Genomic DNA, 24,733 nt, shown 5'->3' on the forward strand with positions numbered 1-24,733 from the left:
GTGGCCGACGGGATGAGCAAGGCGCTTCCGACAGCGAAGGCGCCGAGGGCGAGGGCCGTGGTGACCGTCTCGCCGAACCGGTTCACCGCGCGGCCGGCGACCGGGCCGGACAGCACCGAGCCCAGGCCCTGGACGGTCATGAGCACGCCGAAGAAGGTGGGCGAACGGTCCAGGCCGTCGCCGATCACCGCGAAGAGCAACGACTCGAAGATCCCCCAGACGGCCATCGCGACGGAGATGGCGATGAGCATCCGCCGGAGTTCGGCCCGTCCCACCAGGTACCGGAATCCCGTCGCGACCTCCGCTCTCCAGGAGGACTGCTCGGTGCGCCGGGGAGGCCGCTCCTTCAGCCGCATCAGCAGCAGGGCGGCGGCGGCGATCAGGAAGGTCGCGCAGTCCAGCGTGATCACCGACTCGGCACCCCAGGCGGAGAACATGCCCGCTCCGATCAGCGGGGTGATCAGGCGCAGGGCCTGGCGGCAGGTCTGCAGCAGGGCGTTGGCGTCGGGCAACTGGTCGTCCGACAGGAAGGCCGGCATGAGCGCCGTCTGGCCGGCGTCGAAGAGGCTGTTGAACGAGCCGTAGACGAACAGCACGACATAGACGAGCCACAGATCGGATTCGTCGCCGACCGCGAGCAGCGCCAGAATGTACACGGCGCTGAAGAGATTGGCGGCGATCAGCAGCGGACGGCGCCGGACCCGGTCGATCAGATGGCCCCACAGCGGACCCATCAGGGTGCCGGCCATGAACGCGAAGAAGACCAGGCCAGCCTGGGCGTTGCTGCCGGTGATGACCTTCACCCAGACGCCGATCGCAAGCCAGAGCGAACTGCTGCCCGTGATGGAGAGGCACTGGGCCATAATATAGAGCAGGGCATTGCGGTTGCGAAAGACTTCCCGCATGGAATCTGACCTTCATTGTCAGAGGCGATTCGCCTGTAGTGGATGATCCTGATTACCGGAGCGCAATTCCAGCCGTGCTGGAACTGAAAAATATGGATCACGACAGCCCGGAAAAGACTCTATGACTCCACTCCGACTTTCTGCTGTCAGGGGCGTTCTACGCTATCACACCACCGCGCCCATCCCGCGGCGCAGCTCGTCCTTGAGTGTTTCGGGCGCGGAAATGAACCGGTAATGGCCGCCCTCAAGTTCCCGGAAGGCGACCTCGCCGCATTCGCTCCAGCCGCCCATCAGCACGCCGGGCACCTCCTTGTCTTCCCGCCAGCTCAGCGCGGTGATGGGAACGGGCAGGACAGTCGGCTCGGCGGGCTTGTAGCGACGGTTCGCCGCGATGTCCGCGAGGAGAGTGCCCATGGCCACATCGATGATATCGGGACGCGGATTCCCGCCCATCTCGGTGATCAGCAGGGAAAGCTCGTCCGCGAGCTGCTCATCGGTCATGTCGAGGAATCTCCCATGCGGGCCCTGGTGCGGAGCGACCTGCGAGGAGACGAACAGCCGGGTGGGCAGCGGCAGCCCTCTTCCCAGCAATTGGACCGTGACCTCGTACCCGACCAGCGAGGACGCGCAGTGCCCGAAGAAGGCGAAGGGCCGGTCGAGGTAGGGCAGCAGTTGCGGGATGAGCGCCTCGGCGAGTTCCTCGTAGGTGTCGAAGGCGGGCTCGCGCAGCCGGTTCTCCCTGCCGGGCGGTTGTACCGCGCACATTTCGACGCCGTGCATGACTTCGGGCCACTGCCGGTACATGCTCGCGCCGCACCCGGAGTAAGGCAGGCAGAACACGTAGGCGTGAGAGTTTGGTTTGGGTTCGCGGGCGAACCAGCGGTTTCTGACAGCGGCCACGGCGCTCTCCGCCTCTCTATTCGGACCGGCCGGCGGCGTCCGGCCGGACGCTCATCTTCATGGGAAGGCGTTTGATCCCCGCGACGAAGTTCGAGGCCAGATGCTGTCCGGGTTCGAGTTGCTCGAAGTCGCAGAAGGTACCGAGCAGCTCGGTGAACAGGATGCGCAGGGAGAGCCGCGCGACGGTGTGGCCGATGCAGTAGTGCGGGCCGATACCGAAGGCCACATGGCGGTTGGGACGGCGCGTGATGTCGAATTCGAACGAGCGCTGGAAGACGTCCTCGTCGCGGTTCACGGAACCGAGCCAGACCACGACCGCGTCGCCGGAGCGGATCGACTTGCCGCGCATCTCCACGTCGCGGACGGCATACCGCATGAAGTGGTTGGCCGGCGACGCCCAGCGCAGCGCCTCCTCGGTCCCGGTACTGATGAACCGCGGGTTCGCACTCCATTTCTGGGCCAGCTCGGGTGAGGCCAGCATCTGCTCCATGGCGGCGATCGGCGGGAAAGGTGTGGTGACATTGGCGCCGAGCAGCAGGCTGTAGCAGTTGGAGAGCACCTCTCCCAGGGTCAGGTTCTCTCCTTCGACTTCCATCGTGAGCAGGGTGCTGATGAGGTCTTCTCCTGTATTTTTCCGGCGCGCGCTGACCATGTCCTGGAAATAGCTGAACAGTTCTCGGTGCGCGGTCTGGAGTGTGGCCTCCGGACCACCGGGACCGACGTAGTCGTTGTCGTCGGGACATACCGCGGCCATGGTCAGGGAGGCCAGCCGGTCCCAGTCCTCCTCGGGGAGCGCCATCATCGTCCCGGTCACCGCCATGGGCAGCTTGATCATCGCCTGTGCGAAGTCGAACGGCTCGCCGGTGGCGCCGGGCGCCAATATCTTCTTCACCTGTTCCTGAATCCGCCCGGCATAGCGCTCGACGTTCTTCTTCGCCAGGACCCGCTGCAGCGGCTCGCGCATGCGGGTGTGGCGCGGCGGGTCGGTCGCGGCCATCTGCTTGCCGCCCGCTGGATCATCCTTGCCGAGCAGGTTGAGCAAAGTGCCGCGCTGCGAGGTGAAGGCGGTGTGGTCTCGCAGCACGAAGTCCGCGTCGTCGAGTTTCGTGACGGACCAGAATCCGATGTCGCTGGCCACCTGATGCCAGTGGACGGGGTCGTTGGCCCTCATGTACCGCCATACGGTGTGCGGGTTCCCGGTCTGCTGCCAGAACGGGTCGATCATGTCGACCGCGTCGAGGTCGACGGCCGCGTCAGTGTTCGGTGCCGACATTCTCATCCTTGTGAGCCACCTTCGTTGTGCTCGGTCGTGCCCTGGGTCTGCGCGACGATCTGTGCCGCGAGTTCGCGCACCGTCGGGTTGAGATACAGCGTCCGCGCCGGGATCAGGATGCCGAAATCGTGCTGTACCGCGTCGAGGAGCTCCGCGGCGACCAGCGAGTGTCCGCCGAGGTCGAAGAAGTCGTCGTCGATGCCGACGTGCTCAGTCCTGAGGTATTGGGCCCACAGGCGGGTCAGCCGCGGTTCGGGCCGCCGGGAAGAGGCGTTCTCCAGGACGCCCGTCGCCGTCTCCGATTGGAGGGGATCGGCTTCGTCCGTTCTCTCCAGGGCCGCGAGGCGGTCATGGTCGATCTTGCCGGTGGGGCCGAGCGGGAAGGCGTCGACCAGCGTGATCGTGGCCGGGACCATGTAGGGCATGAGCGTCCGCGCGACACGGCCGCGGAGCCCGGCGGCCGCCCGGGCCGAGCACGGCGCGGCGCCGGCCGGGACCGCGAACGCGGCGAGCCGGACGTCGCCGTCCGCGCCGCGCCGCGCCATGACGAGCGCCTCGCGCACCTCACCGGTCCTGAGCAGCGCGGCTTCGATCTCCGCCGGTTCAACGCGATAGCCGCGAATCTTGATCTGCCGGTCGACGCGGCCGAGGAACTCCAGGTCCCCGCCGGCCGTCCACCGTCCCAGGTCGCCGGTGGCGTACATGCGCCCGCCGGGACCCGGGGAGTGCGGGTCGGGGACGAACCGTTCGGCGGTGGCCGCCGGAGCGTTGAAGTACCCCCGGGCCAGGCCGTCGCCGGACGCGTAGATCTGGCCGGTCTCCCCGGGTCCGCACACGGTGAGGTCGTCGCGCAGGAGCTGGACGCGGGTACCGCTGATGGCTCGTCCGATCGGCAGCGCCTCCAGGTCCTCGGCCGGCGGGTCCAGCGTCGTCCAGCAGGTGGTGAACGTGGTGTTCTCGGTCGGCCCGTAGCCGTTGGTGAAGGTCATTCCGGGATGCCGGTCGAGCACCATGCGCACGTGCCGCGGCGAGACCACGTCGCCGCCGACGAGGAGGTGGCGCACCGAGCCGAGCGCGTCCAGGTGCCGGTCGGCGAACCTGCTGAACAGGCCCGCCGACAGCCAGAGGACGGTGACGCGCCGCTCGGCCAGCGTCGCCGCGAGTTCGGCGAGGTCCAGCGGGCCGGGCGGCATCACGACGAGCCGGGAGCCGGTGGTCAGCGGCGCCCAGATCTCCAGGGTCGAGGCGTCGAACGCCACCGGCGCCAACTGCAGGAAGGTGTCCTCGGGGCGAAACCGGCACCAGTCCGGATCGCGCACCAGGCGGACCACCGCGTCGTGCGGTACGCAGACGCCCTTGGGCTCGCCGGTGGAGCCGGAGGTGAAGCTGACGTAGGCGAGCCGGCCCCCGAAGGCCGCCGGCGCGGCGCGAACGCGGGCGCCGTTCTCGGCGGGCGGCCGTCCAGCGTCGGCGGGGGCGTCGAGCGGGATCACGGTGTCGTAGCCGTCCAGCAGGGCGGACGCGCCGCCCGGGCTGAACGCGGCCCGGCGCTGGACGTCCTTCAGCATCAGCGTGGCCCGGCTCGCCGGCAGCTCGGGTTCGAGAGCGAGATAGGCGGCGGACGCGGTGAGGACGCCGAGCAGTGTGACCACCAGGCCGACGCAGCGTTCGGCCACGACGGGCACCACGTCGTCCGGCTGCACGCCGAGTTCACCGAGCCGCGCGGCGACCTGTCCCGCGCTCTCGACCAGCTCCGCGTAGGTGATCGCCTCGGAGCCGCAGGACACGGCTATGGCGTCAGGTGTGCGGGCGGCCTGCTCGGCCACGAGTTCATGAACGCCCGTGGCCGTCCGGCCCGGGCCGGGCTCAGGTGGCCGCGCAGCGAGATGCCGAGTTTCTCCATGCACCCTTCCACTCCCATCTCTTGCGCTTCTCAGATCCTCTTCATCGCCCTTCGGCGCTCCTGCCCAGGAGTGCGGCGGTCTCCTCCGCCGACATGGCGCGAAGGCGCGCCAGCGCGCGGCGCAGTTCCTCCGGCCGGGCGCGCTTCATCTGCCGCTCCACGACGAGCCGGGCGATTCCTCTGGCGGTGGTGTGCCTGACGAGCAGGTCCGCGGGATCCAGCTCGACGCCGAAGCTCTCGCGGATGCCGGCGATGATCTGGATGGCGAGCAGCGAATGGCCGCCGAGCTCGTAGAAGTCGTCGTCAGCGCCGACGGCGTCCACGCTCAGGTGGACGGAGAAGAGCCGCACGACCCGCTGCTCGACCGGGTTCGACGGAGGCGCGGGCGCGCGCTTCCCGCCCGGGCGCGCGGACGCGAAGTCCGGCAGGTCGGAGTAGGAGACCTTCCCGGTGGAGCCCAAGGGCAGTTCCGGCAGGAACATGTACTCCACCGGGACCATGTGGCGGGGAAGCTTGGCGAACAGGTAGGCGCGCACGTCGGCGACCGAAGGCTCGGCCTGGTCGCAGACGATGTAGGCCCCGATCCGGACGCCGCCGCGGTCGTCGCTGACACCGCGAACGGCGCAGGACGCGACGGCGGGATGTCCGTTGAGGACGCTTTCGATCTCGTCCGGCTCGACCCGCTGTCCGCGGATCTTGAGCTGGCGGTCGGCACGGCCCAGGTACTCCAGGTTCCCGTCCGGCCGCCATCGGGCCACGTCGCCCGTGCGGTAGATCCGCGCGCCCGCCTCGAACGGATGCGGCAGGAACACCTCCGCGGTCGCGCCCGGACGGCCCAGATAGCCGAGCGCGAGGCAGACGCCCGAGATGTAGAGGTCGCCGGCCGTGCCGGCCGGAACCGGGTTGAGCGAGCCGTCGAGGACGTAGACGCGCGCACCGGGCAGCGCACGCCCGATGGGGACGCGCCCGCCGCCGGCTCCGGGCTCGACCTGGTGCGCGGTGACCGCGATCGCCGCCTCGGCGGGACCGTAGTGGTTGTGCAGCCTGCTTCCGATCAGCACCCGCTCGAACTTCGCGGCCACGTCGGCGGGGAGCTGCTCGCCGATGCAGATCACGTCGCGCAGGGTCCCGGCGCACGTCCCGGCGTCCTGGTGGGAGAGGAACAACCGCAGCGTGGACGGCACGAACGTGCACGTGGTCACCCGCTCAGCGGAGATCAGCTGAGCCAGGTACTCCGGTTCCTGGATCCGGGACGCCCGCGGCAGCACGAGCTTCCTGCCGCTCACCAGCGGCCACAGCAGCTCGCCGACCGACACGTCGAACGCGATCGGCGTGTTGTGCAGCACGGCGCCGTCAGGGTCGTCGCCGAAGAGGCCGGTCAGCCCGGCCAGATAATTGGCGAGGCCCCGGTGCGTGTTCACCACGCCCTTCGGAGTACCGGTCGATCCGGAGGTGAAGATGACGTACGCGGGGCTGTCGGGGTGCGCGGTGCTCGGCAGCGGATCCGCCGCGTTCCGTGCGATGGCGTCGGCCGCGGCCTCCAGGTCGACGACCGGAACCCCGGCTTGTGCGGCCCCTTCACGCCAGCTCTGCGGGGCGCCGGGCTCGGCGAGAGTGCCCGCCGACGTCAGGACCACGGCGGGACGCGCGTCGCGGACGACGGTTTCGAGCCGCTCGGCCGGATACTGCGGGTCGAGCGGAAGGTAGGCGGCCCCGGCCTTGAGGACGGCCAGCGCGGCCGTCGGCAGCAGGAGGGAGCGGTTCAGGTGGACGCCCACGATGTCGCCCGGCCGTACGCCGAGGCCGAGCAGATGCCGCGCCAGCCGATTGGCGTCCTCGTCGAGCCGCCGGTAGCTGATCGCCGCGTCGCCGAAGACGGCGGCCGTTGCGTCGGGTGCGGCCGCCACGCGGCGTCCGAACTGGACGTCGACGCAGCCGTCGAAGACGGCCGCACCGCGGGCGCCGCTCAGCTCGTAGACGATCCGGTCCCGCTCCGAAGCCTCGACCGCGGTCAGCGCCGAGAGCCGTTCGGCGGGCGCGGCCACCGCCGCCGTCAGGACGCCGAGCAGACTCGTCCGCAGGGACTGCGCGGAGATCTCGCCGAACAGCGCGGTCGAGTACGACATGTTGCCCGACAGGCCGCCCGTCCCGGTCTCGGTCAGGTGAACCGCCAAGTCGCAGATGGTCGCCGGCAGATCCGAGACGAAGGGCTCCGCGAGCAGGCCGCGTTGGTTCCATGGCTCCAGGTCGTGGCCGTTGTAGATGAGCATGGCGCGGATCAGCGTGTCCTGGCGCGTTCCGGTCCGCGCGGCGCGTTCGTGGACGATCTGCTCGAACGGTGTAGCGGCGTGCCTGTACGCGCTCAGCGCGGCCGTCCGGACCCGGGCGAGCAGGTCCAGGTACGTCGGGTCGCCGGAGGTGTCCACGACGAGGGGCAAGGTGTTGACGTTGTAGCCGACCTCGTCGTCGCCCGGTGCCCGCAGCGAGTACGGGATGCCGACGACGAACCGGTCCTGGCCGCTGCGGCGGGACAGCATGGCGGCGAAACCGGCGAGGAAGACCATGAACGGCGTGACCCCGGCGGTCCGCGCGAGGCGGCGCACGCCGTCCATCAGGTCCGTGCCGATCGGGAGCGGCAGCCGGTCGCCCGCGTGGGACCGCTCGGCGGTCCGAGGCGTGTCGGTCGGCAGGTTCAGGTCCGGGACGCCGTCCAGGGTCTGCGCCCAGTAGTCGAGGCCCGTCCGCGGGGTGGCGTCGTCGTCGCCTGTCCGGGTTCTGGCGGACGCCGGGCCGTCCGCTGCGACGGGACGGCCCGGCGATGCGGAACCGGCGTCCGCGCCTTGGGCGGCCAGTTCGTATTCGTGTTCCATCTGGCGGACGATCCGGCTGACCGACCAGCCGTCCACGGCGATGTGGTGGAAGACGACGCAGAGCACGTGCTCGTCCTCGGCGAGCCGCGCGAGGGCGTACCTGAAAGGCTCCTCCCGCCCCAGGTCGAAGGGCCGCAGCGCCAGCCGCTCGCACCAGGCCGTCACCGACTTCTCGTCCGCGGTGCCGTCGTCGCCGGACAGGTCGACGGGCTCCAAGGGCCGCTCGGTCCACGGGCGCACGACGCGCTGGAGGACGGCTTTCCCGGTGTCGGCTCCGCTGAACTCGAAGGTGGTGCGCAAGGAGGGGTTGCGTCGGCGGATCGCGCCGAGAGCGCGGTCCAGCGCATCGAGATCGAGCCGGCCGCGGAACCGGATTCCTCCGGCCAGATGGTAGGCGGCCGATGCGCCGAGCCGGTTGAGCGTGAACAAGCGCTGCTGGCCCGGCGAGGCGGCGGCGTGCCGGCCGGTTTCGGCGCCGCCGCCGTCCTCCGGTGACCGGTCCGTGGCGGCGCCCGCGCCGGCGGCTTCCCCGATGCCCGTCCGTCCTCCGCGGCCCGCCGGTTCCCCGGCGACCCCGCGGAGGACGTCGCCGAGCGGATCCATGCTGAACAGAGCCTCGAACTCCAGCCTGAACCCGAACTCCGCGTCGAGGACGGCGAGCAGTTCGGCCGCGCGCAGCGAGTCGAGCCCCTGCGCCACGAGCGGGACGGAAAGCCTCAGCTCGGAGGCGTCCCGCAGCCGCAGGACGGCGGCCACCCGCGCCCGCAGCTCCTCGGCCCGCGCCGTGGACGCTCCGGCCGCGGACGTCCCGGCGGTCTTCAGCGAGGCGAGCACGGGCAGCTCTCCGGACAGGTAGCGCGCCTTGCACGCCGCCCGCCGCACCTTGCCGCTCGACGTGCGCGGCACCTTGCCGCCGCCCACGATGACCACGTCGGCCAGCCGCACCCCGGACTCGGTGGCCACCGCCCGGCTCACCGCGTCGAGAATGCCGTCCCGGTCGCGCGCTTCGGGTCCGGCCGCCTCGCAGACGAGCACCACCTGCTCGCCCGCCCCCGGCTCCTCGACACCGAATGCGATCAGGCGGTTGGGCCGCAGCGCGGGGTGGGCCTTCTGGGCGATCGCCTCCAGGTCCTGCGGGTACAGGTTGCGGCCGCGCACGACGATCAGATCTTTGCTCCGTCCGGCGATGTACACGTCGCCGTCGTGCTCGAACCCGAGGTCGCCCGTGCGCAGGAACGTCCGTTCGTCGCCGGCGAGGCGGGCGCGGAAGAGCCGGTCGGTGTCGGCTGGGCGTCCCCAGTAGCCGCGGGCGACCGTCGGGCCGTTGACCCATATCTCACCGACCGTGCCGGGCTCGACCGCGCGGCGCGTACGCGGGTCCACGATGAGGACGGAGTCGGGGTCCCGGACGTGACCGCAGGCCACCAGGGTCTGGACGGCGGACGAGTCGTCCTGGCGATCTTCGGGGGCTCCGGTGGTGGCGTGCGCCTCGACCGCTCGTCCGGCCGCGAGCGCGTCCTTGGCGAAGGCGGTCGCCCGCGCTCCCGTCCCGCGCTCCGGGCCGGTGACGAACAGCGTCGCCTCGGCCAGGCCGTAGCAAGGAAAGAACGCCGAGCCGTCGAACCCGCAGGCGGCGAAGCGCCGGGCGAAACGGCCGAGCGTCTCCGCGTGCACCGGCTCGGCGCCGACCAGCGCGTGGTGCCAGCGGCTGAGGTCCAGGTCGTCCAGCGCCTCGTCGGGGACGCGCCGCACGCATTCCTCGTAGGCGAACGTCGGCGCCGTCGAGATGGTGGTCCCCGTCCGGCTGATGGCCCTCAGCCAGGCGGCGGGGTCGCGGAGGAAGGCCATCGGCGGCATCAGCGCGCCGGGAAAGCCGCTGTAGAGCGGTTGCAGGATGCCGCCGATGAGGCCCATGTCGTGGTACGGCGGCAGCCAGCTCACGCTGCGGTCCTGCGGCCCGAGGCCGAACACGCGGGCCACGACCGCCGTGTTGTGCAGGAGGTGGCGGTGGTGGAGGACGACACCGCGCGGGGTCGCCGTGGAACCGGAGGTGTACTGCAGGAAGGCCACCGCATCCGCGTCCTCCGCGGGCCCGGTCCACAGGTCGGCGTCGGCGTCGCTTCCCTCGTCCGCGGCTGCCCGGGGCAGATGCGCGAACGCGGCGCCGGCCGGACCGTCCGGAAATTCCGGTGCGCCGCCGGAACCATGGACCACCAGGGCCGGGGTGCAGTCGCCGGCGATGCCCGCGACACGCTCGGCGTCCCGCGCGCCGCGGGGCGGGTACGCCGGCACCGCGATCAGGCCGGCGTACAGGCAGCCGAAGAAGGACTCGACGTACTCGCGTCCGGGCGGGCACAGCAGCAGGGCCCGCTCCCCGGGGTCGGCGCAGTCGCGGAACCGGACGGCCAGCGCACGGGCCCTGCGGTCGAGCTCCCGGTAGGTCACGGAATCCTCGGCGTCACCGGCACCGAGGAAGACGTAGGCGATGCCGTCCGGACGCTCCGCCGCACGGGCGCGCAGCAGCGACGGGAACCCGGCCGGCCCGTCCGCGGGTGGGCGGGTGGACGCGTCGGTGTCGAAATCGTGCTCAGCCATCGCCGCTCACTTTCGGGTTTCTCGGAGTGCGGGAGGGACGGTCGAGCCGGCGGATCCGTGAGCGTGCCGGCGGCGCCGCCGGTTCCGGCCGCCGCTCCTCGATGAAGCCGGCGACCGCGGCGATGGTCGAGGACTCGAAGAGGCGGGCCAGCGGCAGGTTCACCGAGAACCGCTCCTCGATGCGGTCCACGACCAGCGTGCCCAGCAGGGAGTGGCCGCCGAGCGCGAAGAAGTCCTCGTTCACCCCGATGTTCTCCAGGCCCAGCACCTCGGACCAGATGGCGGCCACCTCGCGCTCGGTCTCGTTGCGCGGCTCCTGCCGTGGCGCGTCCTCGGCGGGGGCCGGTGAGTGGGCCTGCGTCCTCGGCAGTTCGCCGACCGCGATCCGGTCGTCATCCAGCAGGGGCCAGTGCGTGACCACGGTGACCTCCGGGACGAGCGACTCGGGAAGCTCGTCGAGCAGGTGCGCCCGGACGCGCGGCACCGCCGCCCGGGCGGCGCGTGCGCGGAGCGGGTCGTTGGCCAGAGGCGCCGTCACGGTACTGGGCCTCCGGGCCTCGGCCCGCGCCCTCGGCGCGGTCGGCGCCGCGATGTGGTCGCCGGTGCGGGTGAAGCGGATGTCCAGGTGACCGGGCGGGCAGTCCGCGCGGAGCGTCTCATGCGCCGTCCATCCGCAGGAGCGCGCGATCTCGCGCACGGCGTGCACGTCCGGGACGGGCGCCGGCGTCTTGGCCATGGCGCGCAGCTCCGCGACGTCCGCGGCGCCCGCCTTCGCGCCGTTCCAGGCGGCCGTCTCGGCATGGATCCTGGCGTCGGGATAGTGACGCAGCAGGAGCGTGTCCCCGCCCGCCGCCGAGAGCAGGCCGCGCAGCGCCTCGTCGCCGGAGCAGCCGGTGTCCTTCCAGATGAGGGACTCATCGGCCCGGTGCGCGATCCCGCCGGCACGGCCGTCGGGCGTACCTTCGTCATCGTGCCGTCGTCTCTGGATGACGACGTCGTAGCGGAACTGGGCGAGTTCGTTGCGGCCCGTCTCGCGTTTCGGGAGCGGCTCGACGTGGGCGACGTCCGGCAGCACGTCGGCGAGTTGGAGGAAGTACTCGGGGGCGATGGCCAGCTCGTCCTCCTGCGTCGCCTGGCGCTCCACCAGGCTGACCAGCCTGGACGCCGGAGTCTCGGGCGGCAGCGTCTCCAGCAGCGTGGAGCAGTGCAGCACGTGGAGCATCGGCAGGCTGCGGACGTCGCCGACGAAGACCCGGCCGCCCGGCCGTGTGCGCCGTACCGCCTCGGAGAGGACGGTGAAAAGGTATTCGACGTCCGGGAAGTACTGCGCCAGCGAGTTGACGACGACGACGTCGAAGGCCGCGTCCGGGAAGTCGTCCAGCTCGTCGGCGGCCCGTTTGAAGAGCCGCAGGCCGGACGCCTTGAGCGCGAGGCGGCTCTGGTTCTGCCGCACGTAGTCGAGTGCGCGGTCGGACGCGTCCGTGGCGCTGTAGGAGGCGCAGCGCGGCGCGATCCTGAAGAGCAGCGGGCCGTTCCCGCAGCCGATCTCCAGTACGTCCTCCGGCTCGAAGGCCAGGATGCGGTTGACGGTGCCCGAGAGCCACGCCCGCATGTCCTCGGCGGACACGTAGCGTCCGGTGTAGGCGCTGTTCCAGCCCGTCAAGTTGAACTCCGGGACCTTGGCGGCGGTACGCGAGGAGTAGGTCTCGACGAACGAGGCCCGGCGCCGCGCGGCGAGGTCGTCCGTGTCCTCCCGCAACGAGACGTACAGTTTCGACCTCTCCTGGCCTCCGTCCGGCCCTGGCACGACGAGCGCCTGCTCCACCGACACGTCCGTCGCGATCACGCCGAGCACGTCGTCGGTGTGGGCGGACGCGTGCGACTCGGGAGCGAGCAGGTCCAGTTCTCCGCCGGGCAGGAGGCGGCCGCGGTCGCCCGTCGGCACCGCTGCCCGGTCTCCGCCCGGCCCGGTGGGGCCGCAGAGCGGCGGTGTCAGGTGGATGCGGCCCGCGACACCGACCGGAACGGCGTGCCCGTACCGGTCGAGGACGCGCAGTCCGACGCCCGGCAGGACCGGGCCGACCGGCACACCGCCGGAGGCCGTGCCCGTCCGTGCCGCGGCGCCGGAGCCGTCGTCGCACACCGGACGCGCGGCGACCGGGCCCGCGGCATCGTCGAGCATGTACGCGTGGATGAGCGACGCCTCCGGGAACCGCCGGTGGAAGCGCCCTGCCAGCGCGGGCGTGAGCCTGTCGCCGGTGACCACCGCGCGGCGCAGTGAGCCGCACCCTGCGCCCGTCCCGTCCACATGGTCGAGGAAGGCGGCCAGCGCGGCCGGTCCGAAACGGCAGACGGACACCCGGTGGCGCTCCACCAGAGACGCCAGGTACGCCGGGTCGTGCCGCCGGGCCGGATCCGTGATCACCACCGGCGCGCCGGACACCAGCGGCCGGATGAGCTCCAGCAGCGACGCGACCCTCCAGAACGGGGCACGGGACAGCACGGGCCCGCCCGCGTCCAGGACGGCATCGATGCGGTCGAGGGCCGCGGCGACCTCGCGGTGGCTGAGCATGGTGTGACGCGGCGGCCCGGGGCGTCCGGTGCTGCGCAGGACGATGGCACAGGCGTCCGGCGAGACCACGGCGGCGCCGTCCTCCGGCGGCCACGCCTCGCCGTCGCCGCTCTCTCCGGCAGCGCCCCCGTTGACGGCGAGCACGCCGGCGGAGTCCGTCACCCGGTGGCCGGCGGCGTCCCCGGTGAAGTCCGGCGGGGCCACGGCGCAGCCCGTTTTCCATACGCCGAGCAGCGCCGTGGCCAGATGGCGCGGTTGCGTCACGTCAACGCGGACGAAACCGCCGGGCCGTGCTCCGGCGGCGTGCAGACGTGCGGCGAGCGCGCGCGCCCGGGAGTCCAAGTCCCGGTAGGCGATCTCGTACCCGGTACCGGTGGCGGCGACCGCGTCCGGCGTCCGGCGAGCCTGCTGCTCGATCAGCTCGTGGAGCAGGGGTTCGGAGCGCGGCGCGACGGCCTGCTCCCGCGACGGCGCCGGAGCGGACTCGTCCTCGGCGACGAGACGGTGGCCGGAGATGGCGGCGTCGGGCCGCTGGACGCCCTGTTCGAGCACCCGCCGCAGCGCGTCGACGATGGCCTCGGCCAGTTCCGTGCTGAAGAGGTCGGTGGCGAAGTGCATGGCGCCGTCGAGCCGCCCGTCGGGGACGGGCGTGAACTCGAATTCCAGGTCGAACCTGGCCATGCCGGTCGGCGCCGTCGCCAGCTCCGCGGTCAGGCCGGGCAGCCGCAGTTCCGGGCGCGGCGTGTTGTGCAGGCCGATCATGTGGCGGATGAGCGGGGTCCGGGAGCGCGCGTCCCGTTCGGGGTTGACCGCCTGGACGATCCGTTCGAACGGCACGTCCTGGTTGGCGTACGCGGCGAGGCATGTCTCGCGCGCGTGCTCCACGAGCTGCCGGAAGGTCTGTCCTTCCCGCACCTTCAGGCGCAGCGGCAGCGCGTTGATGAAGCAGCCGAGCATCGCTTCGGTCTCGGGATGGTTCCGGTTGGCGACGGGCGTGCCGACGACGAAGTCGTCCTGTTCGGCCCAGCGGGAGGCGATCACGCTGAAGGCCGCCAGCAGTCCCATGAACAGGGTGCCGCGCACCGAGTCCGCCACCTGCCGCAGGTTCGCGACGAGGCCGGGGTCGAGTTCGAAGCCCAGCGTCTTCCCGTTCCAGGTACGGGCCGCCTGAGCGGAGAGGTCTCCGGGGAAGTTCAGCGGCCTGGCGCCGTCCAGCGCACCCTTCCAGAACTCCAGTTGACGGTCGGAGATGCCTCCGGCCTGCTCGCGTTGCCACAGCGCGAAGTCCGCGTACTGGAGGTCCGGTTCGGGCAGCGGTGACGGGGCGCCGCCGGTGTAGGCGGTGTACAGCACGCTGAACTCATGCAGCAGGACGCCGAGCGACCAGCCGTCCGCCGCGATGTGGTGCTGGCTGAGCAGGAGCAGGTGGTCGTCGTCGGCCAGGTGGAGCAGCACCGGCCGCAGCATCAGGTCGCGTTCCAGGTCGAACGGACGCCTGGCCTCCCGCGTCTTCGCCGCCCGCACGGCGGCGTCGCGGGAGCCGGGGTCGCCGCCGCGCAGGTCGTGGATCTCCAGCGGCAGGCTCGCCGCCGCGCGCACCACCTGCACGGGCTCGCCGTCGCGCAGCGCGTAGGTGGTCCGCATGACCTCGTGCCGCCGGACGATCTCGTCCATGGCGCGGCGCAGCGCGTCGACGTCGAGCCGCCCGCGCAGCCTCGCCGTGCCGACCACGTTGTAGAGGGCCGAGGTCGGATCGAGCTGGTTGAAGAACCAGATCCGCTGCTGGGCGTAGGACAGCGGCACCGCGTTCCGGTCCAGGTCCCTGACCGGACGCGGCCCGTGCGCCGGGGCGCTGCCGGGAAGGCGTTCCGCCAGCAGGGCGTCGAGCCGCTGCCGTTGCCCCGCGGTAAGGATGCCGATGTCCATTTCCCGATCCGCTCCTTTTGACCCTTGAGACTTGCTGCAGACAGGCCGAGACGGGACCGGAAAGGCCGCCTCGGCGCCGGTTCAGGAATCTCGTATCGCGCGGCGCAGACTGGCCGGCCGCATGTCCGTCCACTGCTCCTCGATATAGGCCAGGCATTCGTCCTTCGGGCGGGGCCGGCCGACGGCGTGCCACCCGGCGGGCAGTTCCATGCCGGCCCGCCAGATCGAGTACTGCTCTTCGTCGTTGATGACGACGTGATAGGCCGCTGACGATTCGTGTGATTCGTGCGCCATGGGGCTCCTTACCTTGCTTTATCGTGGGTCCGTTCCTGGTCATCCGTAAGATCGGGATCGGCCGCGGCGTTCCCGGCGGCGGGCGCCTCCGCGTCCGTGGTCTCCAGGACCTCGAGGATCACTCCGGCCACGACGTCGACGTCCATGTCCGCGCGCTCTCCCGCGGTCCGCATGTACCCGGCGAGCTCGCGGACCGTGCCGCAGCCGATCATGTCGGGGATCGACAGTGGGACGGCGAACATGTCCCGGAGCCGCGAAACGGTCTGCGTGGCGAGCAGTGAGTGCCCGCCGAGCAGGAAGAAGTCGTCCTGGACTCCGAGCCGCTCGATGCCGAGGACCGAACTCCACACGCCGCAGAGGACCCGCTCCAGGTCGTCCTTCGGCGGGACCAGCTCATGGTCCAGTGCGGAGCGGTCGGACTCGGGCAGGGGCAGGGACAGGGCCGACCTGTCCAGTTTCCCGTTCGGGAGCAGCGGCAGCCGGTCGACGATCACGAACGCGCTCGGCACCAGGTGCCCGGGCAGGCGGCGGCCGAGGAACGCGCGCAGTTCGCCGACGCCTGGCGCGGTGTCGCCCGCGACCGTCAGATGCGCGCAGAGCAGCGGCCGTCCCAGGGGGCCGGTCTGGACGGAGACGAACGGTTCGTCCACGGCGGGGTGCGCAGCCAGCGCGAACTCGATCTCCTGCGGCTCGATCCGCAGTCCGCGGATCTTCATCTGGTGGTCGATCCTGCCGAGGAACTCGACGGTGCCGTCCGAGCGGAACCGGACCAGGTCGCCCGTGGCGTACAGCCGGCCGCCGGGTTCGTTCGCGAACGGGTTGGGCACGAAACGCTCCGCGGTCAGCGCGGGCCTGCGCCAGTATCCGCGGCCGGGCGCGGCGCCGCCGACGTGCAACTGCCCCGGGACGCCTTCGGGCACCGGACGGCCCAGCCGGTCGAGGATGTACACCTCGTGATTGGGCAGAGGACGTCCCCAGGCCGTGTCCGCCCGCCCGGCCGCGTCCATGGTGACGTCGTAGGACAGCGTGCAGTACGAGCTTTCCGTCATCCCGGCCAGGTTGATGAGCCGCGCCCCGGGCACGAGGTCGCGCAGCCGCGCGGGCAGCGCGGGCGGTATCCGGTCGCCGCCCAGCCCGACCGACCGAAGCACCAGCGGCGGCGGGTCGGGCCGGCTCGTCCCGTAGCCGACCAGCAGGTCCAGGAACGCGGGTGCCGAGCTCCAGCAGGTGATCCGCTCGTCGTGGACCAGCCGGTACAGCCGCTCGGGATCGGTCGAGGTTTCCTGGCCGCAGACGACGACCGTGGCGCCGGCCGCGAGCGTGCCGAAGATCTCGTAGACCGACATGTCGTAGTTCAGCGAGGAGATGGCGAGCATCCGGTCCGCCGGCCGCGTCCCGTACACGTGGTCGAGGCCCTTCAGGGTGTTGGCCACGCGGCCGTGCTCGTTGACCGCGCCTTTCGGCATCCCGGTCGATCCCGACGTGTAGAGCATGTAGCAGGCGTTCGGCTCGCCGGCCGCGGCCGGCGGCCGGTCCGGCGGACGCTCGGCGATCAGCTCCTGCTCGGTGTCCAGGCAGAGCAGCGGCACCGGGCGGCCGTCCTCGGCGCGCAGCACCGGCCGCGGGCCGGACGCGCCGCCGTCCTCGGATGTCTCCGGCCGCAGGATCGAGGAGCGGGTGATGATCAGGGGCGTCCCGCTGTCGGCGGCCATGTAGGACAGCCGCGCCAACGGGTAGGACGGATCGAACGGAACGTAGACCGCACCGGCCTTGAGGATGGCCATCAGCGCGACGACGGCCTCCGCGCCGCGGGGCAGGCAGACCCCGACGAGGTCCTCCGTGCCGACACCGGACGCGCGCAGATGCCAGGCCAGCCGGTTGGCGCGCCGGTCGAGGTCGGCGTAGGTCAGCCGCTCCTCCGCGCAGACCAGCGCCTCGGCGTCCGGGCTCGCGTCGACGGCCCGTTCGAACAGCCCGTGGAGCGTCCCAGACGTGCGCGCGGCCTCCGGGTCCGATCCGCCGCTCCAGCGGGTCGCCAGCTCGGCGAGCCGTCCGGCCGAACCGATGGGCAGGTCGAACGCGGGCGACTCCGGCCGCTCCGCACCGGCCTCCAGGAGCACCTGGATCCCGTCGCGCATCGCGGCCACCACGGCCGGGTCGAGCAGCTCCGCGTTGAACTCGATGCGGCCGCCGACACCGCCCTTGGAGTCGACGGCGAGGTCGAGGCAGATGTCGAACTTGGTGGAGACGCTCGGATGGTCCAGCAGTTCCAGCGACAGGCCGCCGGGCAGTTCGAGCACCGGCATCGGCACGTTGCGCAGGGCCACCATCGCCTGCAGCAGCGGACCCGAGCCCAGCGCGTGCTCGGCGCGCAGATGGCGGACCATCTGGCCGAACGGGAGGGCCTGATGGTCCAGCGCCCCGACGCAGGCGTCCCTGACCCGGTCGATCACCTCTGCGAAGGTCGGGTCGCCGTCCAGGCGCAGCCGCAGCGGCAGCGTGTTGACGAACAGTCCGACGAGTTTCTCGGTCGCGGGGTGGTCGCGGCCCGCCACCGGCATCCCGATGAGCAGGTCGCGCTGCTCGGTCCAGCGGGCCAGGACGACCGCGACCGCAGCGACCAGCACCATGTACGGCGTCGCCCGCGCGGCGGTGGCGCGGCTCTCCACCAGCCCGGTGAGGTCCGGGCCGAAGTCCAGCGGGACGGACGACCCGCGCCACGATCCGGCCGTCGCGCCCGGCCGCCGCGCCGGCAGGTCGAGCACCGGGATGCGGTCGAACTGCTCACGCCAGTACGCGAGCAGGCCGCCGGTCCGCCGATCGTCGAGCGCGGCGCGCTGCCAGGCCGCATGGTCGGCGTACTGGACGGCGAGCGGCGCCGGCTCGGGCGCGCCGGGAATCGTCTCACGGGCATAGAACGCGGCCAGATCGCCCAGGAAGACGCCCATGGACCAGCCGTCCGCGACCAGATGGTGGAAGGTCACCAGAAGGACGTGGTCACCGCCGGGCAGGACCATCAGCCGGGCCCGCAGGAGCGGGCCTTCGGCGATGTCGAACGGCCGCTCGGCCTCCTCGCGGTGAGCGGCCGCCACCGCCGCGTCCGCGGCGTCCGCGCCGAGCGCGGAAAGATCGGTGACCGGCAGCGGGACCGCCGCCCGCTCCGCGACGCGGAGCCTCGGCCTCCCGTCGATGTCGGCGAAAGTGGTGCGCAGGCTCTCGTGCCGGTCGACCACGGCGGTGAGGGCCCGCTCCAGCGCGCCGGGTGACAGGTCGCCGCGAATCCTGATGCCGACGGGCATCACGTATGCGGTACTGCCTGGATTCTGCTGCTCCAGATACCACATGCCCTCCTGGGCGAAGGACGCCCGTGGGGCGGAACCGTCACTCGGCAGGCACGGAATTTCGTCGCTACGGCCGTTATCCGAAAGCTCCAGCGTCAGCAGGGCGCGCTGCTCGTCGGAGAGGCTTTCCAGATCGGCAAGTAGATCGGCGTTGACTTCTCCACCATCGGGCACTGTCGTCATCGCTGTCCCAAGAATCGATCGCCGGGTCCGCCACTGCTCTGTCAGGGTCCAGCGCGGCCCCGATGCGCTCAAGTCAGGCTTTTTCCGGACCCGGAGCGGATTGCACGCGGCCGGTGTCCCGACTCCAATGAAGTGGTCCGCGTAGATGTCCTCAAGACGTCTGCCCTTTAGCCCCAGCGACGAGGATCAGGCAACCATGCACAATACGGCCGGACCACGGGACGCGGATGGGCGTGCCGCCGACGGGCCGCTGTACCTGCCCCGCCGGTTCAACGGCCCGCGGGACAGCGCGCAGGGCGGTTACGCGTGCGGTCGCATCGCCGCGGCGACGGGACTGGACCAGCGGGCGGGCGTGGCGGTGACGTTGCTGCGTCCGCTGCCGCTGGACGCCGGCCTGGCCGTGCGCAGAGCGGGCAGGCGCTGGCACGTCTGGCATGGAGCCGACCTCGTCGCCAGCGCCGAGGCCGCGCCGTCGGACGGGCCGCCCGTACCGGCGCTGGGCGGTCACGACACGGTGGAGGGACCGGCCCCCGGCGGCGGGAGCCCGATCTTCGCGACCTGCTTCGTCTGCGGCACCGAGCGCACCGGGGACGACGGGCTGCGCCTGTCCGCACGGGCGGTGCGCGGCCGGCCGGACACGGTCGCCGTCACCTGGACGCCCGCGGCGGAGCACTGCGACGGCGAAGGGTTCGCGCGTTCCGAATTCCTGTGGGCAGCGCTCGACTGCCCGGGTGGCTGGGCGATTCCCGCCGAGCACCGGAAGCCGCTCGTCCTGAACAGGTTCAGGACGGCGGTGTACGTCCGCCCGCCGGCCGGCACGCGGATCCAGATCGTCGGCCGCCTGGACGGACGGGCGGAACGGACGGTTACGGTGAGCACCGCGGCCTACGCCGATGGCGTCCTGTGCGCCCGCGCCCGGGCTCAGTGGGTCATCGTGGACGCCGCTCAGTTCGGACCCGGCTGAGGTGGGCCGCCCCGCCCGGGGCGGCACCGTCCTGGCGCGGCATCCCCGGGGACGCCGCGGCCTTCCCGCTCTGGCCCGCCAGCACGCTCAACTCCCAGGACCACTCCCGCGCCAGCTCGCGGACGTCCTCCTCGGCGAGCACGCGCGACGCCCACTGCCAGGTCGCCGACAGGGCCGGGCCGGCCGCGAGGTTCTCGACCACGGCGGTGACCTGCAACGCGTGCGGCAGAGGCGTGTGCGCGCTGAGCCCGCTTCCCATGGCCGTGGTCAGCTCGACGTCCAAACCCCAGCCATCGGCTCCGGCGTCGCCGGAGCCGATCCGGCCGAGATGGTTGAACCCGATCTGCGGGCCGGGCGTCCTGGTCAGGACGCCCGCGGTCTCCGGATTGAGATACCGCAGAAGGCCGTACCGGATCCCGTTGTCCGGGATCGCGCGCAGTTGCCCGGCGACCCGGCGCACCGCGGCGGCGGCCTCGGAGCCCGCGTCCGTCCCGCCCGCGGGGTCGGCGCTCCCGGGATCCAGCGCGACGGGAAACGAGCTGGTGAACCAGCCGACCGTCCGCGACAGGTCGGCGCCCGCGACGATCTGCTCCTCACGGCCGTGGCGCTCGATCTGCAGAAGGACGGCGGACCCGTGCCCGCCCCGCCGGGCCCGCCATGCGCCGACGGCGCGGGCCAGGCCGGTGAGAAGCATCGCGTCCGGACCGGGCCGGCCGGCGGACGCCGGCGTGCCGGACAGCAGCGGCGCGGCCACCTCCGGAGGCACGGTCACGGTGAAGTATCGGGACGTGTCCTCGGTGTCCAGCGCAGGGTCCAGTTGGCGCGTGCCGAGCAGTGGGTCCGGCGTCCGGACGATGTCCTGCCAGATCCCCAGTTCGCGAAGGGCCGACGGCGATGTGGCGACGTCCGCCATGTCGTGCGCCCATTGCCGGAAGGACGTGCCGACGTCCTGCAACTCCCCCGGTTCGCCACCGCCGGTCGCGCCGTAGGCCAGGGCGAGATCCGGTAGCAGGATCCGCCATGACACCCCGTCGACGGCCAGGTGGTTCAGCATGATCATGAGACGGCCGGCGTCCTCACCCGCGTCGAACCACACGAGCCGGCCCATCCCGGCTTCGGGCGATTCGAGCCGCCGCCGGGCCCGCCGCGCCTGCTCGATGACCGACTCGCGCAGTCGCCGCGGGGGAAGGCCGGCCACGTCCGTCCGGGAGAACCAGTCCGCGGCGTGGACCGTCCCGGGTTCGGCGATCTCAGTCTGCCAGGTGCCCCCGTCCACGATCATGTTGGTCCGCAGCGCGTCATGGTGGTCGATGACGCGCTGGAGCGCACGGATCAGCCGTTCCTTGTCCAGGTGGGGCGGAACCTTCAGCACCATCGCCTGGCTGACCACGACTCCAGCCGTCCCCGACGCCGCGCCCAGTTCGGCCAGCCACGCCGCGGCCGGGGTGAGAGGCATCGGGCCCACCGGCGCGACGACGTCCGCGCGGGCCGCCGCCCCGTCCTCGGCGGCCGCCGCGAGCCTGGCGGCGGTGCGGTGGGTGAACACGTCCCGCGCGGAGATCGGCAGCCCGGCCGACCGGGCCGAGGACGCCAGCTGGATGGCGGTGATGCTGTCCCCGCCCATGGAGAAGAAGTCGTCCTCGGCGCCGGCCCGCTCGATGCCCGCCACTTCCGCGAACAGGCGGCACAACAACTCTTCCCGGGCGGTGGCGGGTGCGCGCGACGGCTTCCACGCCGGAGCCTCGATCTCCGCCAGCGCACGGCGGTCGATCTTGCCGCTGGACGTCATCGGCATGGCGGCGACGACGACCACGGCCGGGATCAGGAACTCGGGCAGGTTCGTGCCGATGAAGGCGCGCAGGGCCTCCGGATCGAGGTCGGCTCCGGGCACCGGGGCGGCATAGGCCACCAGCCGCTTCCCGCCGTTGCCGTCCCGGGAGAGCACGGCCGCCTGCGCCACGTCCGGATGGCTTGCGACGGCCTCCTCGACCTCGCCGGGCTCGACCCGGTGCCCGCGGATCTTCACCTGGTGGTCCACCCGGCCGAGGAACTCGATTCCGCCGTCGCGCCGCAGCCTGGCCAGGTCGCCGGTGCGCAGCATCCGTGACCCGGGCGCCCCGAACGGGTCCGCGACGAAACGCTCCGCGGTCAGCGCCGGGTCGTTCAGGTAGCCGCGCGCCAGGCACGCGCCACCGATGTGGATCTCGCCGACGGCGCCGGGGGCCACCGGGCGGAGGCAATGGTCGAGCACGTAGACCCGCGCGTTGGCGAGAGGTGTTCCGATCACGGCGGGCGGCGGCTCGCCGCCCGCCCTGTCCCCGCCCTTGTCGGACACCGTCGCGGTCACGGTGGTCTCGGTCAGCCCATAGACCTCGATGAGGCCGGTACCGAAGCGCAGCCATTTCTCGACCGACTCGGGCAGCATCCGGTCACCGCCGACGACCGCGAGGCGCAGCGGGTCCGGCGGACCACCTCGTCCGGCCAGTTCCCGGGTCCATTCGTGCCAGTAGGCGGGCGTCAGGTCCACCACGGTGATCCGCTGCCGCTCGACGTGGGCGGTCAGGTCGGCGCCCGACGCCAGGATCCGCTCCCCGGGCAGGACGACCGTCGCACCGGCGACCAGCGGCGCGAACAGCTCCTCCAGAAACGTGTCGAAGCCGATCGATGAGAGCTGGAAGTACCGGTCCCGCTCGGTCAGGCCGAACTCGCGGCCGATGTGAACGGCGAAGTCGGCCAGCGCGCCGTGCTCGAACATCACCCCTTTGGGCCTGCTCGTCGAGCCGGACGTGTAGAGGACGCACGCCAGCCCGGCGGCGTGCGGCAGGCTTCGGTCGACGGCTCCATCCGGGCCGGGGACGACCTCGTCACGGTCGAGGCGGATCACTTCGCAGCCGCCGAACACCTCGTCCAGCTCGCCGCTCAGCGCCTCCTCGGTCAGCACGACCCGGGCGCACGCGTCCCGTGCCATCTCGGCCAGCCGCCGCGGTGGCAGGCGCGGATCGAGCGGGACGAAGGCACGGCCCGACTTGAGGGTGCCGAGCACCGCCACCGCCAGGTGGACCGACGGATTCATCGCGATCGCCACGGCGGGTTCGTGCGGAGCGTCGCCCGTCGGGCACGACCGCAGGAATGCGGCGAGTTCGTCGGTCCGCCGCCTCAGCTCCGCGTAGCTCAGCGCGTCCCGCGGGTCCTCGACGGCGACCGCCGCGGGCCGGCGCTCGGCCTGCCGGTCGATGAGTTCGTGGACGAGGCCGTCCGGCCGCTCCCGTCCGGTCGCGTTCCGAGCGTGCAGGGCCTGGAGCCGGTCACGGTCTCCGCGGAGCTCGATCCGGTCCGTCCGGCGCCGCGGATCCATGACGAACGCCTCCAGCACCTCCACATAGGACCGCCCGAAGAGATCGATCGTCTCCCGGTCGAAAAGGTCGGTGCTGTATTCGATGAGGACCGTCTGGCCGCCGCCTTCCGCGCCTTCGACCGTGATGCTCATGTCGAGCATCGACGTCCGGCTGTCCAGCCTGATCGGCTCGAACACCAGATCGCCGGACACCCACGGCTCCGTCGGCATGTTCTGCAGGACGAGCATCGCCCGCACCAGCGAGTTTCCCGCCGCGCCGTCCGCGTGCGCGGGCTCGACGCCGTCCAGCACCTTGACGAGCGGCATGTCCTGATGGGCGTAGGCGCCCAGGCACGTGTCCCGGCAGCGGGCGATCAGTTCGGCGACCGTCAGCTCGCCCAGAACCTCGGTGCGCAGGACCAGCATGTTGAGGAAGTCGCCGATGACATTCACGACCTCGGCCCTGTTCCGGCCCGCGACCGGCGTCGTTATCACGATGTCACGCTGTCCCGAGTATCGCGAGAGAAGCGTTTGCAGCGCCGCCAGCAGGACCATGAACAGCGTGCCGCGCTGCTCCCGGGCGAGCCGCTCAAGGGCCGCGACCAGCTCGGCCGGTATGCCGAACTCGGCGGTTTCACCGGCGCTGGACCGAACGGCGGGCACGGGGCGGTCCGCCGGCAGGAGCAACGGCTGGGCGCCGGCGAGCCGGCCGGTCCAGTAGCCTTCCAATTCGGCCAGTTTCGCGCCGCTCAGTTCCTCGCGCTGCCAGACGGCGTAGTCGGCGTACTGGATCTCCAGCTCCGGAAGATCGGGCTCCGGCCCTCCGACGAAGGACTCGTAGAAGGCGGACAGCTCGCGGAACATGAGCGCGGCCGACCAGCCGTCCATTACGAGATGGTGCATGACCAGGACCAGGACGTTGTCGTCCCGGCCGAGCTCGAAGACGTGCATTCTCAGCAGCGGTCCGCGCTCGACGTCGAAGGGCGTCTCGACCAGGCGGCGCGCCGCCGCCCGCACGTGCGACGGAGGAATCTCGCTGACCGGCATGGGCAGTTCCAGCCGGTCCTTGACGACCTGCATCAGCACGCCGTCCTCCATGCGGAAGGTCGTCCGCAGCGATTCTTGCCGGTCGATGATGGAGTTCAGCGCCCGATGCAGCGCGTCGGTCCGCAGCGGGCCGCGGACCCGCGCGGCGGCCGAGATGTTGCAGGTGGGCTGATCGGGGTCCAGTTGGTGTTGCAGCCACATGCCTTCTTGGGCGAAAGAGGCCTCAACCACGAAAGCATCGTCTGTCACAGCACGCCTCGCTGGTCCCTGTAAAGGTCTCCGCATATCTAACGGAAGCCGACAACAGAGATATGGTCAGGATCGCGGCGGCGGGCCACAAGTCAGGAAAATCATTGACCACGCGCACCGGCGCGCCCTTCGTGCCTCCCGCCGGGCGGCCACGCACCGTCGCGTAGCCGCCGCCCGCCCGCGAACCCGCGAACCCGGTTCGATCACACGCGACGCCACCTGCGGCACCCTGCCTTCGGCCCGTCGCGCGGCGCGCCCGATGCGCGTAAGGAATTTTCCGGACTTGTGCCGCACTAAGCGGCTATCGACTATGTCACATTAGCGGTGTGCTGCGTTAGTTCGGCGGGCCGGCGGAAGGGAACCAATGCGTATGATCA

Annotated in this window: 10 protein-coding genes; 1 reads left to right on the forward strand and 9 read right to left on the reverse strand. The window is 71.7% G+C overall.

Translation table 11 applies throughout. The annotated features are described in order from the left end of the window. The 8 genes from AF1_RS15060 to AF1_RS15095 all read right to left on the reverse strand — a co-directional run. The coding region (locus tag AF1_RS15060; RefSeq protein WP_157419204.1) for an MFS transporter at nt 1-905 on the reverse strand (905 nt) is incomplete at its 3' end. A 165-nt stretch (nt 906-1,070) separates the two neighbouring features. After that, a complete protein-coding gene (locus AF1_RS15065; RefSeq protein WP_067798489.1) occupies nt 1,071-1,805 on the reverse strand; it encodes a thioesterase II family protein in 735 nt (244 codons plus the stop codon). Nucleotides 1,806-1,821: 16 nt separating this feature from the next. Further along, the gene (locus AF1_RS15070) at nt 1,822-2,943 is read right to left on the reverse strand and encodes a cytochrome P450 (RefSeq protein ID WP_217999823.1); all 1,122 of its coding nucleotides are present in this window, start codon (nt 2,941-2,943) and stop codon (nt 1,822-1,824) included. Between the two features lie 137 nt (nt 2,944-3,080). Continuing rightward, on the reverse strand, nt 3,081-4,904 hold the full coding sequence (locus tag AF1_RS15075; RefSeq protein ID WP_067798494.1) for a non-ribosomal peptide synthetase: 1,824 nt from the start codon (nt 4,902-4,904) through the stop codon (nt 3,081-3,083). Between the two features lie 118 nt (nt 4,905-5,022). After that, a complete protein-coding gene (locus tag AF1_RS15080) occupies nt 5,023-10,446 on the reverse strand; it encodes a non-ribosomal peptide synthetase (RefSeq protein WP_067798497.1) in 5,424 nt (1,807 codons plus the stop codon). Then, nucleotides 10,439-14,944 (reverse strand): condensation domain-containing protein, encoded by a 4,506-nt coding sequence (locus tag AF1_RS15085; protein ID WP_067798500.1) that lies wholly within the window; start codon nt 14,942-14,944, stop codon nt 10,439-10,441. The genes AF1_RS15080 and AF1_RS15085 overlap by 8 nt, the downstream gene beginning before the upstream one ends. Nucleotides 14,945-15,025: 81 nt before the next feature. Then, nucleotides 15,026-15,238, reverse strand: a complete 213-nt coding sequence (locus AF1_RS15090) for an MbtH family protein (protein WP_067798503.1) — start codon at nt 15,236-15,238, stop codon at nt 15,026-15,028. 8 nt (nt 15,239-15,246) lie between these two features. Beyond that, nucleotides 15,247-18,762 (reverse strand): non-ribosomal peptide synthetase, encoded by a 3,516-nt coding sequence (locus AF1_RS15095; protein ID WP_084262923.1) that lies wholly within the window; start codon nt 18,760-18,762, stop codon nt 15,247-15,249. Nucleotides 18,763-18,958: 196 nt separating this feature from the next. On the opposite strand from AF1_RS15095, the gene AF1_RS15100 reads away from it, so the two are divergent. Continuing rightward, a complete protein-coding gene (locus AF1_RS15100; protein ID WP_067798509.1) occupies nt 18,959-19,726 on the forward strand; it encodes a hotdog family protein in 768 nt (255 codons plus the stop codon). Here the strand turns inward: AF1_RS15100 and AF1_RS15105 are convergent. Beyond that, nucleotides 19,692-24,392, reverse strand: coding sequence for a non-ribosomal peptide synthetase (locus AF1_RS15105; RefSeq protein WP_084262925.1), 4,701 nt, complete (start codon nt 24,390-24,392; stop codon nt 19,692-19,694). The genes AF1_RS15100 and AF1_RS15105 overlap by 35 nt on opposite strands. Between the last annotated feature and the right edge of the window lie 341 nt (nt 24,393-24,733).

Origin of the sequence: Actinomadura formosensis NBRC 14204 (assembly GCF_001552155.1) — a bacterium.
GTDB lineage: Bacteria > Actinomycetota > Actinomycetes > Streptosporangiales > Streptosporangiaceae > Spirillospora > Spirillospora formosensis.

What these genes read in the sequence shown, in the direction of transcription:
- AF1_RS15080 (WP_067798497.1), bottom strand. Translation starts at nt 10,446, where the DNA reads ATGGCTGAGCACGATTTCGACACCGACGCGTCCACCCGCCCACCCGCG.
- AF1_RS15085 (WP_067798500.1), bottom strand. Translation starts at nt 14,944, where the DNA reads ATGGACATCGGCATCCTTACCGCGGGGCAACGGCAGCGGCTCGACGCC.
- AF1_RS15090 (WP_067798503.1), bottom strand. Translation starts at nt 15,238, where the DNA reads ATGGCGCACGAATCACACGAATCGTCAGCGGCCTATCACGTCGTCATC.
- AF1_RS15095 (WP_084262923.1), bottom strand. Translation starts at nt 18,762, where the DNA reads ATGACGACAGTGCCCGATGGTGGAGAAGTCAACGCCGATCTACTTGCC.
- AF1_RS15100 (WP_067798509.1), top strand. Translation starts at nt 18,959, where the DNA reads ATGCACAATACGGCCGGACCACGGGACGCGGATGGGCGTGCCGCCGAC.
- AF1_RS15105 (WP_084262925.1), bottom strand. Translation starts at nt 24,392, where the DNA reads ATGCGGAGACCTTTACAGGGACCAGCGAGGCGTGCTGTGACAGACGAT.